We start from the raw sequence: 14,147 nt of genomic DNA, 5'->3' as shown, positions 1-14,147 counted from the left end.
TAGCGGCTAAAAATTGTTTAATTCGATTTTGGTATAATATCCGACTTTAAGCAATCACTTATATAGCCGTATTATTATACAAATTAAACTATAATTTTTATACAACTAATAATTTTATGTCATTTGTTTTTAGCTTGTTAGCTCTCCGGATCTCGCGTAACCGCCCACAGAATTGTACAAAATCAAACTATTTATTGCCAGTACATTTTTAAACTATAGCAAAGTATAATTTATCCTACGTCTGGTGTTCTGAATATATTTGGGCATAAAAAAAACAGGCAGTTTGCCTGTTCAGTGATAGCGCTATAAAATGAAAAACAGAGCGACAGCCAAGGGTGAGCAAAAAGGCCTGCCGCTCTGTGTCTAACTATAGGTAGGTTTGAAAGTTTTCTCTATCCTGCCAGAACTCCCGGCATGCTTTGCGCTGTTCTTCCAGAAACTCTGAATTCTTTTTAAGTTCGCGCCAGTTACCATATCCAAGCCGTTCGCACAGCCTGAAAAAGTTATCGCCCTGATTTTTGTACCCTTTTGTACTAACCAGCGCACTCAATAATGGCCTGCCTTCTGCATGCTCTTCTTCCGAGATCTCGTCAATCACTTCTGTAAGCTGTGCCTTCTCGTAATTGTTGTCTAAATTCAGCCCAAGCTCGGCTTCGTAAATTAAGTTTTGAAAGGTAAGCTGACTGGCTCTGCCCCGGGCTACCTGAATAAGTTTTTTACGTACGCGTGCATTCATAAGTGCAAAAATTTTAGCTAAGCTATTTATGATAACATTCTGCTACAAAGGCCACTGCAGGCCTGCTGCAGCTTGTTTCTTAATAAATATATAGCTATGCTTACGTAAAACGTACAGGATATGTTACAGCTTTGTACAATTTTTTAGCCAATTTCTGGCAGAGCTACGCCAGCCTTCTTGGCTGCTTTTCGGAAAGGTACTTCCAGTAACGCTTTGGGATGTGGCGCAGATGTAGTTTAGGATTTTTGCGCTCCGGAATATTGACATGATCGAAGTACACCTGCCATAGTTGTTTATAGGTATGTTCTTCTTCCATCACAGCCGACTCGGGCAGCACACCCAGCCCTTTACGGGGAGCTACATCCAGTGTTATAAACTGTGTGGATTGCAGATCATAAAAAGCGCCGTAGCACCGACGGGTATCATAAATAGCCCAGCGTTGGTCGGCGTAGCGTTTGGTAAAATGCCGGATAATGAGCGGCAGCACATTAAAGTCAGGCTCTATGTGTGCATAATAGAGTTCATCCGTGGTTTTCTGGAAACGTACAAAGGCTTCCATACGGTGCTTCTCGCGGTGCACCTGTTTTGCTGCCTGCTGCACCTGTAATACGCAGGGTGCGGTATAGTTGCCTTCTATAGTTTGCGCGCTGTTGAAAGCAAGCTTTATATAGTCGAAAATAATCTGCTCAAAGCCTTGCTGCTCCCACAAATAGGTGTGGTATAGTTGGTGCAGTGCCGCCTCAGACAATCGTTTTCCCAGCCCCTTCCATACCCTCTGTGCTTTTTCTTCGTCGGTAACTACAACTATAGTTTCCCCAAAAATAACCGGCTGCGCAACTTGTTCCTGCGCAATGGCAGTAGGCCAGGCTTTACGCTCAAAGGCTTCGAACACCACCGTCAGCAGTCCTTCAAAAGAGCCGTCGTAGGTATAGAAGTACATAAACTATAGTTTAGTGATTGCTGTTGTTGCGGGCTTTATCCTGCTTGTTATCGTTTTGCATTCTGGCCGATGACAGGCTTTGCAGGTGAGGCACCAGCATGTTTAGTTTGCAGTAGCAGGATACGCGGGCAACTTTGTTGTTCTTTCTCATCACTTTTACTTTGATCGTTTTTATCTTTTGTTTTTCAGTTTCCTGGTTTGTAGCACCGGTTTTATATTGCTGTGCCATAACTATAGTTGGTTTATCATCCCACCTGCTTAAACAGATCCAGCTGCTGCGTTAGCAACGGACTGCGTAAGGCTCCATCTCCAAACAAAATCTTATTCCGGATGCGCTGTGAGTCGAAGTCGTAAGGTTGCAGGCTTTTGTGGTTGCAGGTGATAAAGTATTTCGCCCGCTTCAGCACCACTCCCATCTGGCGCAGGTGCTCAAAATTAAGCGCAGCAAACCTGCGCGCCGATACAATCTTCTTCGCCGACTTCACACCGATTCCCGGCACACGTAGTATCATTTCATAATCTGCTGTATTCAGCTCCACGGGGAATACATGGCGGTTGCGCAGTGCCCAGCTTAGCTTCGGATCTATGTCAAGGTCCAGGTGCGGATTCTGGTCATCCAGTATTTCCTTCACGTCAAACCCGTAAAAGCGCATCAGCCAGTCGGCCTGGTAAATGCGGTTCTCTCTTATAATGGGCGGCTCCGTGATAATTGGCAACCGGTTATCTGCGCTTACCGGCACATAGCCAGAGTAGTACACCCGCTTTAAACTATAGTTCTTATACAGATCACTGGAGAGCTGCAGAATCTGCTGATCATTCTCTGCGGAAGCGCCAACTATAAGCTGTGTGCTTTGACCCGCCGGTGCAAATGATGGCGCAGATTTAAACAGTTTCTGCTCCTCTTTGGCTTGCACTAACTGCTGGCTGATGTTACTCATTGGCAGCAGTATCTCAGTATAATTCTTCTCGGGCGCTAACTTAACCAGGCTCTGTTCTGATGGCAGCTCGATGTTCACGCTCAGCCTGTCGGCATACAATCCGGCTTCCTTTATTAATTCGTCGCTGGCACCAGGTATTGTTTTCAGGTGGATGTAGCCGTTAAACTTTTCTTCCTGGCGCAGTTTTTTAGCGATGCGTACCAAACGCTCCATCGTATAGTCCGGGTTAGAGAAAATACCAGAGCTCAGGAACAAGCCTTCGATATAGTTGCGGCGGTAAAAGTTTATGGTCAGATCCACTACCTCCTGTACCGTAAAAGCTGCACGTTTAATGTCGTTGCTTTTGCGGGTAACACAGTAAGCACAATCGTAAATGCAATGGTTAGTAAGCAGGATTTTCAGCAAGGAAACACAGCGGCCGTCTTCGGTATAACTATGGCATATTCCCATGCCTTCGGCGTTACCCAGCCCCTTGTTCGTATTCTTACGCTTCCCACCGCTCGACGAGCAGGAAACATCGTACTTGGCAGCATCTGCTAATATCTTTAGTTTCTCTGTTATCTTCTCGTTCATTTGCGGTACTTAATTCTTCATTAACGCTTTAAAGATACTACACCTTTAGTAACACACCTAACTTTTTTAGCAAATATTTATTCACACCTTTATCAACAACTCATTTTATACTAAATTATTTAGTATACAAACTCTGCAATTCATTTTCCCAAATGCTGTAACTGTACTGCACCTAAAAAACGTTATCTTAGATGGCTATAAAAGCCATTTGCGCTACCTGAGTTATTTTATGCCTCACCTTCACCCTTCTTGTCGCCTGCTGCTTTGCCTGCTTTTAGTGGGCTTATTGCTGTTACTCGCCCAGGAAGGTATGGCTCAGAAAAAACCGGTAACAAAGCCAGACACAACTATAGTTAGCGACACTACCCGCCGCTTTGAGGACCGCGTGATGCAGAACCTGCGAGAGCTGTCGGAGCGGAAAACCATCATGGGCAAGCTACTCAGCGCCATACTGGACTTTACCCCGGAAACTGAACCTCTTCTGAACCTGGATGCTGAGCTGATAGAGCGCGAATATGAACGCCATAACTATAAGGTTGTGCGCAACATAGAGGTTATATCGCTGGATGCTTTTGGTTATTCTATTCAGGATACTGCCCGAACGCCTCGGAACTGGCTTGAGAAAACAGGTAACTTCTTTCATGCCAAAACCAAGAAAAGCCTGATTCGGAACAAGCTGCTGTTCGAAAGCAACAATATTCTGGAGCCACTTGCACTGGTAGAATCGGAGCGATTGCTGCGCCAGACCGATTACATTCTGGATGCCCGGATTATAGTTGATGATCGCACCACAACCGACGATAGCCTTGATGTGATCGTGGTTACAAAAGATGTATTCAGTTTGGGAGGCTCTGGCTCGTTCACGCCTTCGTCCGGCTCAGGTCGGATAACTTTGCGTGAGCTTAACTTTCTGGGACTGGGGCATCAGCCTGAAGTAACATATCGGTTTAATAAGCAGGACACCCCGCGACCGTGGGAATTTGCCGGGCGCTATAGTATAGAGAACATAGGCCGCTCATATATCACCGCCGACATTGCTTATATAGACCAGAACTACTACCGCGAGAAAAGCGCTTTTCTGCACCGTGACTTTTATGCTACCAATACCCGCTATGCAGGCGCCGCCGGTATAAGCCAGATCGAGGAGCGTATTCTGCTTCCGCCAGCCAACGCCGACACGATTCCGACCTACGGTAAATTAGGATACACCCGACACGATGCTTGGCTTGGCCGTGCCTTTAAGTTTAAGACATACAACCTGGGATACGAGCCGCGCGGCCGCCTGATTATAGGTGCACGCATCATTAACACCAACTATAACACCGTTCCTACCGAGAATTACCAGAGCAACCAACTGTACCTGGGAAGCATAGGCTATAGTGTGCGTAAATACTTTAAGGACCGCTACTTGTTTGGTTTTGGTAGAACAGAAGATATACCAACGGGTAGCATTGTGTCGGTTACGGCTGGCTATGAAAATGGCACGTTATATAGCAGAAGGTACCTGGGTGCATCTGTAGCCTTTGCCCGCTACCGCACCAACCAAGGCTACTTTTATGCCAACGTTTCTTACGGGTCTTTTATCAGGGACAGCAACTGGGAGCAAGGCGTTATGGAGCTGCAATCGTTGTACTTTACCAGGCTGTATGAGAACGGTAACTGGAAACTGCGCCACTTCCTGCAAACACGCGCTACGTTTGGCATAAACCGCAACCCGGAAGAGCTGCTTACGATCAACAACAACGATGGCCTTCGGGGTTTTAACTCTGAGTTTTTGCGAGGCAGCAAGCGTGTTACCCTGAGTTATGAGGCAAACCTTTACACGCCTTTCTCTTTTCTGGGCTTTAAACTGGCAACCGTTGCCTTTGCAGATGTGGCTTGGTTATCGGCGGGTAACAAAACAAGTCCTTTAAAGAACAAACCTTACACGGCTCTGGGTTTCGGCCTCCGCTTCCGTAACGAATATCTGTCGTTCAGCACCATCCAGATCCTGTTCAACTTTTACCCGCGCCTGCCAGCGAACGAAGACATCAGAGGCTTTAAAGTATATCCGGTATCACGCCCATACTACGACTTTACCGACTTCCGTTTTGAGCGCCCCGGTGTAGCAGAGTTCAGGTGATCCTTTTCTTAATTATTACAGGTTAAAAGCAGAGCGGGCGTTAAGCTAAAGTTTGTGAGTTTAGACTTTGGCCATAGTGTATTGCTCTTGCAGTGGCATGGCTGCTTTGCATATCAATAGCATTTCCAGCACATCAGGGCAAACATTGTACCTGGCATGGTCGGTTTCCAGCTTTTCCCAGGAGTTAAAGATGCGCCATGTTGCGGCTTCTCCAAACCGGGCAGTCTCGTATGTAGTAACATCGCGCTGAAAAAATGCCTGCAGTATCACATCTTCTTCCGGGACCGGAATCCGGATTACATCAGCGTCGCTGTTAACTATAGCAATGATCTCTGCTGCCTTACTATCGGAGGCAGACATGTAAAAGTAGCGAACCTGTGGCTGGCTCACAGAAGGGTGATGTGCTTGCAGCATAATTGCAGAGGTTTAGATGATACTTACACAACTGACTCTACAGGCTGACAGAATTATTATAATCCGGCCAGGAGCTCAGAAAATCATCGGGCTACGTTATCCCCATGGCTCCATATACTTACAAGTTCAAAAAGAGTTTTACCAGCTGCATTCTTTCATAAAACAATGCAATTCTTTACTATTACAACCATGTAGCTAACTATAGTTGGGCTGTTACCGGGATGGCACTTTGCGCCTTTAGTATGTGTTAATTGTTTTGTACCTTTGCAATTCAAGTTTTACTCTTAAATAAGACCGATTATGGGAATGTATCCTGAATATATGGTTGCCCCGATCCGCGAGGACCTTACCTCTGCAGGCTTTGAGCAACTGATGACTCCTGAAGAAGTAGAGCAAGTACTTTCTGCTAAAGAGGGAACAGTACTGGTAGCAGTTAACTCTGTTTGCGGTTGCGCGGCCTCTAAAGCGCGTCCTGCTCTTAAAATGGCTGTTGCTGCTGCTGACCAGAAGCCTGATAAACTGATTACGGTTTTTGCCGGCATGGAAGCTGATGCCGTTGCCAAGGCTCGTGAGTTCATGCTGCCTTACCCACCATCATCTCCATCTATCGCCCTTTTCAAGAATGGCGAGCTGGTGCACATGATCGAGCGCTACCACATTGAGGGCAACGAGCTTAATCGCATTGTTGATAACCTGAAAGGTGCATTTGAAGCATACTGCTAACTATAGCGCTGCTTAACAACAGAAAAGGCCGGTTTTGCAACCGGCCTTTTCTGTTACTATAGTTTATAGTTACTGTACACGCGCCTGACGTAGGTCAAAACCAATGTCGCGGCGGTAGTAGCGGTCTTGCCAGGTTATAGTTTCGGCGGCCTGGTTTGCTTTAGCCAGTGCTTCTTCCATCGTATCGCCCAGGGCTGTTACAGCTATCACGCGTCCGCCGCTGTTTACCAGTTTATCGTCCACTTTTTTGGTACCGGCATGAAACACCAGCACATCCGGACTTACCTTATCCAGGCCTGAGATCTCTTTGCCTTTCTCAAAGCCTTCCGGATAGCCACCTGATACCAGGAATACTGTAGCAGCCGTACGCGGATCTACTTCCAGTTGATAGCTGCCCAAGGTATGGTCGTGCAGCGATTTGAACAGCTCGAACAAGTCTGATTTAATGCGCGGCAGAATGGCTTCAGTTTCAGGGTCGCCGAGGCGTACGTTATATTCAATTACATAAGGCTCACCGTTCACGCTCATCAACCCGATAAACAGGAAACCGGTATAGTCTATACCTTCCTGCTGCAGACCGGCTATAGTTGGCTCTATTACGCGCTCTTTCACCTTCTGCATAAATACCTCATCGGCAAACGGCACCGGCGAAATTGCTCCCATGCCACCTGTATTAAGTCCGGCATCGCCTTCGCCTATGCGCTTATAATCTTTGGCTTCGGGCAGCAATACATACTCTCTGCCATCGGTTAAAATAAACACAGACACCTCAATACCCTGCAGGTATTCTTCAATCACTACTTTACTACCTGCTTTGCCAAATCGGTTGTTGCGCAGCATATCTTCCAGGGCATCCAGCGCATGCTCAAAATCATGCGATATGATAACGCCTTTTCCGGCAGCAAGTCCGTCGGCCTTCAGCACCACCGGGTAACTATGGTTGCGCAGGTATTCTACAGCTTCGCGGTAATTTTCTTCGGTAAAGGTTTTGTAGCGGGCAGTCGGGATGTTATACTTCTGCAGAAATGCTTTACAGAAATCTTTGCTACCCTCTAGCAGAGCACCGGCTTTTTTAGGCCCGATCACCAGAATATGTTTCAGGTACTCTTTTTCCTGAAAATAATCGTGAATGCCTTCTACCAGCGAGTTCTCCTGACCCACCACCAGCATCATAATATTGAAGTCGGTAGCAAACTTGGCTAGTTCTTCAAAATCGTGAATGTTAACACTGGCGTGGGTGCCATAGGCCATAGTTCCGGCATTACCGGGTGCCACAAATACTTCTTCACAGTATTCGCTCTGCTTCAGTTTCCAGGCGATGGTATGTTCACGGGCTCCGGACCCAATTATCAGTACGTTCATAGTTTTTGCTAATTGTTGATTGCTGTACTCCCTGCTGCGAAGTTAAAGATTTATAGTTGCCCATGCAGCACAAACTATAGTTTTATAGTTGAGCAACTATAGGCTTATACCCTTTCGAAACAAAAAAGCCGCTGTATTACTACAACGGCTTTTAGCTATACTTATGCTGAAAAATTATCAGCGATCATCAAGTAACAATTAATTTGCATACTCGCTCAGGAACTTGATACGCATCAGGCGTAGATCTTCTTCCGTGTAATCATCGGTACCTAACTCCTTCAGCGCAACCCCGATGTTGTCGGTGCTGGCATTCATAAAGTAGTCGTAAATCTCCTCCTGGCGCTCGTCATCCAGAATGCTGTTGATATAGTAGTTAAGGTTCAGCTTGGTGCCGGAGTAGCAGATGTGCTCAATCTCCTCAATCAGCTCCTGCATGGTCAGGTCTTTAGAGGACGCGATCTCTTCCAGGTCAACCTTCTTATCTATCTGCTGAATAATGTAGATCTTGATCTTAGACTTGTTAACTGTAGTTTTCACTACCACATCGGCGGCAGTTACAATGTCGTTCTCCTCTACATACTTCGTGATCATATCCAGGAACGGCTTACCGAACTTCTGCACCTTACCCATACCCACGCCGGCAATATGCGCCAGGTCTTCTTTGGTAGTCGGGTAAACAGTAGCCATCTCTTTTAAAGACGGATCCTGGAACAGCACGTATGGCGGCAGGCCTTTCTCTTTTGCCAGCTTTTTGCGCAGGTTTTTCAACAGGTCGAAGAGTAGCTTGGGCCTGTGTTTCTTCTTTTTCCTCGTCTTCTTTTACTTCCTGCTCAAAGTTGTGGTCTTTCGTCAGCTCGATAGGGTGTGGCTTCTGTATAAACGCTCTGCCTTTATCTGTCAGCTTCACAACGCCAAAGTTCTCAATGTCCTTCTCCAGGAACTCAGACAGCAACACCTGGCGCAGTACCGAACTCCAGAACTGTACATCCTGGTCTTTGCCTGCTGCAAATACTTCCAGTTTATCGTGCTCGTAGCTGCTTACATGCTGGTTACGCAGGCCTGTAAGTACAGCAGTAATGTGCTCTATCCCAAAACGCTCTCCGGTCTGCTCTACTGCTTTCAGGGCTTTCACCACTTCTTCCTGCGCTTCAAACCGCTCTTTCGGGTGAAGGCAGTTGTCGCAGAAACCGCAGTCTTTTTCATAAGCCTCGCCAAAGTAGTGCAGCAACTGCTTGCGGCGGCAAACGGCAGAGTCGGCGTAGGCGGCCATTTCCTGCAGCAACAGCTTTGAGTTGTCGCGCTCGGTTACCGGCTTATCTTTATTAAATTTCTCAAGCTTTACAATGTCGTCGTAACTATAGAACATCAGGCAGTTACCTTCCAGTCCATCGCGACCGGCGCGCCCTGTTTCCTGGTAGTAACCTTCTATAGATTTCGGTGTATCGTAGTGAATTACAAAGCGCACATCCGGCTTGTCGATACCCATACCAAAAGCTATAGTTGCCACAATCACATCAGCCTCTTCGTTCAGGAAGGCATCCTGGTTGGCCATACGTATGCTGGCATCCAGACCGGCATGGTAAGGCAGCGCTTTAATATCGTTTACGCGCAGTAGCTCAGCTATCTCTTCTACTTTCTTACGGCTCAGGCAGTACACAATACCGCTCTTGCCTTTGTTCTTTTTAATGTATTTAATTACCTGCTTCTTGGTCTTATGCTTAGGGCGTACCTCGTAATACAGGTTGGTACGGTTAAACGACGACTTGAACACCGAAGCATCATCCATCTGCAGGTTGCGCTGTATATCGAGCTGCACCTTTGGCGTGGCTGTAGCTGTAAGGGCTATAATTGGCAGGTTACCGATCTGGTCTATAATACCACGGATGCGGCGGTACTCCGGGCGGAAGTCGTGCCCCCACTCCGAGATACAGTGTGCCTCATCTATAGCTACAAACGAGATGTTAGAAGCACGCAGAAACTCCAGTGTTTCATCTTTTGTAAGCGACTCCGGAGCCACATACAAAAGCTTTACTTCACCGGCCAGGGTTTCCTTCTTCACCTTATTCATCTCGGCCTTCGACAGCGTAGAGTTCAGGAAGTGCGCATTTACCCCGAAGGCATTCAACTGGTCTACCTGGTTTTTCATGAGCGCAATTAGCGGCGATATAACTATAGCCGTGCCCGGAAGCGATAAAGCAGGCAGTTGATAGCACAACGACTTGCCGGCGCCTGTAGGCATAATCACAAAGGTGTTTTTCCCGTTGATAATATTGTTTATTATCAGCTCCTGGTTGCCTCTGAATTGATTATACCCAAAAACTTCCTTTAATTTGTTCTTGAGATTGATCTCTTTAACTGACATGTAATTCCTGCAAAAATTAATAAAGTTGCAACGTACTCAAATAAGCGTACATTAACACAAATTTAACTTGAATCTGATTAATAATATAACCCAAATAGCAAAAAAAGTCTTACTATCTGAGGCCGAAGCAATCGCCAGACTGGCAGATTTTATCGACGAAGATTTTGAAAAATGCGTCGAAGCTATTTTACACATAAAAGGTCGCGTAGTTGTGACCGGTATTGGTAAAAGTGCTAATATAGCCCAAAAAATCGTAGCAACCCTAAACTCCACCGGCACCCCTGCTTTGTTTATGCATGCTGCCGATGCCATACACGGAGATCTGGGTATGATACAATCCGAAGACTTCGTGATCTGCATCTCTAAAAGTGGCAACACACCCGAGATCAAAGTTTTAGTACCCCTGCTGAAGCGCAAAGGTTCCAAACTGGTAGCACTTGTGTCCAGCACGGATTCTTACCTGGCCGAAAACTCTGACTTTGTGCTTAATGCCAATGTAGAGCGCGAAGCCTGCCCTAATAACCTGGCACCAACCACCAGCACTACAGCTGCCCTTGCGCTTGGCGATGCCCTTGCAGTTTGCCTGCTGGAAGCACGCGGTTTCAGCAGCGCCGATTTTGCACGTTTGCACCCGGGAGGCTCACTTGGTAAGCGTCTGTATCTGAAAGTAGAGGATATCTATAAGCAAAACCAGGCCCCCAGGGTTACTGAGAACGCTAACCTGCGCCAGATAATTATAGAGATTTCTTCTAAAAGACTGGGCGCCACGGCTGTAGTGAAAGAAAATTCGAATGAGCTGGTCGGGATCATAACCGATGGCGACCTTCGCCGTATGTTGGACAAATATGAGTCGACAGAAGGCATCAAAGCTTCTGATATTATGACTGCCTCTCCGCTAACGATAGAGCCAGACCAATACGCTGCTGAAGCGATGGCCATTATGCAGGAGAAAAATATAACGCAATTAATTGTAACCAACTCCGGACAATTTGAAGGCTTTGTGCACCTGCACGACCTCCTGAAAGAAGGACTTGTATAAGACAACACCCATGAACAACGATACCTTTGTGGTAATAATGGCTGGCGGCATCGGAAGCCGCTTCTGGCCAATTAGCCGTACCAACTTTCCTAAGCAGTTTCACGATGTGCTGGGCACCGGCGAAACAATGCTCCAAATGACGTTAAAGCGTTTTGAGGATATCTGCCCTACCGAGAACATTTTTGTAGTTACAAACAAAGACTATGAGCACCTGGTAAAAGAGCAGTTACCCCAGCTTAGCGACAACCAGATTCTGCTTGAGCCAGTAGGCCGCAACACGGCACCTTGTATTGCCTATGCTTCCTACAAAATAGCACAGATCAATCCGGACGCAAACCTGATCGTTACCCCATCAGACCATGTGGTACTGAAACAGGAGGCATTCAACCAGGTTATCTGCACAGCGCTGGATGCAGCTGCTTCTGATAACGTACTTATTACGCTGGGCATTACGCCAAGCCGCCCGGATACAGGTTACGGCTACATCCAGTTTATTGCGGATGGCGACCAGCCAATTAAGAAAGTAAAGACCTTTACCGAAAAACCGAACCTGGAACTGGCCCAGATGTTCCTGAACAGCGGCGATTTTGTCTGGAACTCAGGTATTTTTATCTGGAACGTACAAAGTATCCTTCGCGCCTTCCGCCAGCACCTGCCAGAGGTTTCGGAGATATTTGAAGAAGGTGGCAGCAAATACAATACTGCCGAAGAATCTAACTTCATTACAAAAGCCTACTCGCATTGCCGCAACATCTCTATAGACTATGGCATTATGGAGAAAGTGGATAACGTGTACGTAGTACTCAGCGATATCGGCTGGTCAGACCTAGGCACCTGGAACTCGCTTTACACTATCAGCAACAAAGACGAAAGCGACAACGTGGTGGATGGCGACGTGATGCTTTACGACACCAAAAACTGCATCATCAAAACTCCGAAAAACCGTTTGGTAGTACTACAAGGCCTGGAAGGTTTTATCGTAGCCGAACACGACAATGTGCTGATGATCTGCAAGCTGGATGAAGAGCAGAAGGTAAAGGAGTTTACAGCTGATGCCAAGTATAAGAAAGGACAGAATTATATTTAAGTTTATAACGATCTGACTATAGAAGAGCTGAAACAGTGAAGTGCTGTTTCAGCTCTTTTTGTTTTATAAGGTTTGGAATGTAGTGACCCAACTTAGGTTATAGTTATTCTAGCGTGTTATAGTTTCCTTCTGTCATGTCGAGCGCAGTCGAGACAACTTATGTGTCCTATAGTTTATTTTTTGTCATGTCGAGCGTCAGTCGAGACATCTTATTTGTCTTATAGCAAACTATAGTTGCCACTGGGAACAAGCAGTTCGTGCTATAGTTACTTTTCATCCTAGGAGCTCTAAAAGCCTACAGTTTCATCTCTTGCTTTGGTGCACTCACGGCCGCGAGGCCCCGTCTTTGGGCATCGCGCTGCTGCCTTCTTGCTACCCTCGCTGCGCTCGGGTTGCCTGACGGCACCGCAACAAGTCAAAGGCACTCAACCCAAAGACTGTGATCCTTCGATAGCTAACCTATAGTTTGATTGAACAGCTATAGTTGCTTGGCTTTTCTGTGGTAGTAGTTCCAAGGGGACAGGTAAACCTGTCCTGTTCGCGGTCTGTAATTATAGACCGAGTTAAAACTATAGAACTATAGTTCGAACTATAACTATAGCCGAAATTCCCCTCTTGGGAGGGGTAGGGGTGGGTTAAAATGTTAACTAAATTTTAACTATAAAACTATAGTTTCAGCAATAGCCAGACCCAATCAAATAAATCCATCTCAACCCATAAATCTGCGGCTCAGGGAAAACCTTTCTTCCCGATGCTTCAGGCAGCTATAAAACAAAAACAGCCCCCGCGTTGGCGGGAGCTGCTTCTGTTTGTTTTAAGGTAGTTTTTAGGTGCTCTGAGGCTTAGTACAGGTAGTTCAGGGCAGTTTTGTCGTTCGAGTTGAACGGGCGGTTCTGGCCGTTACCGATACAAGCTAGCATCCATGAGTTTGGATCCTGCCCTGTTGGCGTACCCGGGATATGAACAGCACCTACTGTAGAAGCGCCTTCGTTAGCATAACCACCACCGCAAGAGTAGCTTCTATCCATATAGTCTGTGTGACGGAAGCCGATGCAGTGACCGATCTCGTGTGCCAGGATAGTAGCAAACCATCCCTGGTTCGGGTTGCTGCCGATAAATCTCGTCTGTACCAGGATTTCCTTGTAAGGATTACCTCCTGTAGGGAAACCAGCTGATGCCAGGTACTGTGCTCCTTTTGGTGAAGATTTAATGTGGATGTTACCACCAGAAGAAACGCGGCTCATGGTGATCGTCAGACCTTCAGCATTGTAACGAGCAATTGCTTCATCCAGTGCTGTTACGTAAGTCGAAGGCAACGAAGCATCCATGGAGATGGTGATGTTACGGCCTGTACCCGCATTTACCAGATTAGTAGTGCGGTACTGCTCCGACTCGCCTACGCGTAATGCCTGGGTATTGTGGGCAGCAGTCAGGTCAGCCTCAGACAGGAAGATGTCTCCTTCTACTACATAACCGCCATCTACTTTCTGTACATTCTTGTTATAGAATCCCAGCTCAGCGATCTGAGTTAATGCACTTTCAGAAACAGTGTCCTGAGTTACAATTTCTTCATCCTGCTGGCAAGATGTGAAACCGAAGGCCGCTACCAGCGCGCCAACAATAAGTAAACGATTTACTTTCATAAATTTTTTAAGGTGTTAAAGTTAAACATGAAAGTAAAGTAAAAAACTATATAGTAAAGCACAAGCCTATTAACCAATAATTTACATTCACTCATCAACAAATATTCAAACTAATAAAGGTTATACCATATTCTAACGAATAGTATAAATTTTATAATATAGTTCGTGTTCCAACATCGAAATTACACTATATATCATGTTCAAACAT

General features: G+C 46.3%; 11 protein-coding genes and 1 pseudogene. 4 read left to right on the top strand and 8 right to left on the bottom strand.

What is annotated here, in order from left to right:
• Positions 1–367: 367 nt before the first annotated feature.
• The 4 genes from GXP69_RS09745 to GXP69_RS09730 form a co-directional block, all read right to left on the bottom strand.
• On the bottom strand, positions 368–736 hold the full coding sequence (locus GXP69_RS09745) for a hypothetical protein (RefSeq protein ID WP_163914837.1): 369 nt from the start codon (positions 734–736) through the stop codon (positions 368–370).
• Between the two features lie 163 nt (positions 737–899).
• Positions 900–1,676: a TIGR03915 family putative DNA repair protein gene (locus GXP69_RS09740; RefSeq protein WP_163914835.1), complete on the bottom strand. Its 777-nt coding sequence runs from the start codon at positions 1,674–1,676 to the stop codon at positions 900–902.
• A 10-nt stretch (positions 1,677–1,686) separates the two neighbouring features.
• Positions 1,687–1,905, bottom strand: a complete 219-nt coding sequence (locus GXP69_RS09735; RefSeq protein WP_163914833.1) for a hypothetical protein — start codon at positions 1,903–1,905, stop codon at positions 1,687–1,689.
• Positions 1,906–1,921: 16 nt separating this feature from the next.
• Entirely contained in the window at positions 1,922–3,187 is a 1,266-nt protein-coding gene (locus tag GXP69_RS09730) for a putative DNA modification/repair radical SAM protein (protein ID WP_163914832.1), read from the bottom strand.
• Between the two features lie 229 nt (positions 3,188–3,416).
• Here GXP69_RS09730 and GXP69_RS09725 point away from each other — a divergent pair, with 229 nt between their 5' ends.
• Positions 3,417–5,309, top strand: coding sequence for a BamA/TamA family outer membrane protein (locus GXP69_RS09725; protein WP_163914830.1), 1,893 nt, complete (start codon positions 3,417–3,419; stop codon positions 5,307–5,309).
• Positions 5,310–5,369: 60 nt separating this feature from the next.
• On the opposite strand, the gene GXP69_RS09720 is transcribed toward GXP69_RS09725, so the two are convergent.
• Entirely contained in the window at positions 5,370–5,723 is a 354-nt protein-coding gene (locus GXP69_RS09720) for a hypothetical protein (protein WP_163914828.1), read from the bottom strand.
• 306 nt (positions 5,724–6,029) lie between these two features.
• On the opposite strand from GXP69_RS09720, the gene GXP69_RS09715 reads away from it, so the two are divergent.
• The gene (locus GXP69_RS09715; protein ID WP_163915232.1) at positions 6,030–6,446 is read left to right on the top strand and encodes a BrxA/BrxB family bacilliredoxin; all 417 of its coding nucleotides are present in this window, start codon (positions 6,030–6,032) and stop codon (positions 6,444–6,446) included.
• A 69-nt stretch (positions 6,447–6,515) separates the two neighbouring features.
• Here the strand turns inward: GXP69_RS09715 and purD are convergent, their stop codons facing one another.
• On the bottom strand, positions 6,516–7,808 hold the full coding sequence (gene purD, locus GXP69_RS09710) for a phosphoribosylamine--glycine ligase (protein ID WP_163914826.1): 1,293 nt from the start codon (positions 7,806–7,808) through the stop codon (positions 6,516–6,518).
• A 198-nt stretch (positions 7,809–8,006) separates the two neighbouring features.
• Positions 8,007–10,170: pseudogene (gene recQ / locus GXP69_RS09705) on the bottom strand (DNA helicase RecQ).
• A 67-nt stretch (positions 10,171–10,237) separates the two neighbouring features.
• Here recQ and GXP69_RS09700 point away from each other — a divergent pair.
• Together GXP69_RS09700 and GXP69_RS09695 are read left to right on the top strand one after the other, a co-directional pair.
• Positions 10,238–11,209 (top strand): KpsF/GutQ family sugar-phosphate isomerase, encoded by a 972-nt coding sequence (locus GXP69_RS09700; RefSeq protein WP_163914824.1) that lies wholly within the window; start codon positions 10,238–10,240, stop codon positions 11,207–11,209.
• A gap of 10 nt (positions 11,210–11,219) precedes the next feature.
• Positions 11,220–12,296 carry a mannose-1-phosphate guanylyltransferase gene (locus GXP69_RS09695; protein ID WP_163914822.1) on the top strand — a complete coding sequence of 359 codons (1,077 nt, stop codon included), beginning with the start codon at positions 11,220–11,222 and terminating at the stop codon, positions 12,294–12,296.
• Positions 12,297–13,138: 842 nt separating this feature from the next.
• Here the strand turns inward: GXP69_RS09695 and GXP69_RS09690 are convergent.
• Positions 13,139–13,939, bottom strand: coding sequence for a M57 family metalloprotease (locus GXP69_RS09690; protein WP_163914820.1), 801 nt, complete (start codon positions 13,937–13,939; stop codon positions 13,139–13,141).
• Between the last annotated feature and the right edge of the window lie 208 nt (positions 13,940–14,147).

The sequence above is a fragment of the Pontibacter burrus genome (assembly GCF_010686685.1).
Classification (GTDB): domain Bacteria; phylum Bacteroidota; class Bacteroidia; order Cytophagales; family Hymenobacteraceae; genus Pontibacter; species Pontibacter burrus.
The sequence above is the reverse complement of the archived record's forward strand: the minus strand, read 5'-3'. Positions and strand labels throughout refer to the sequence as shown.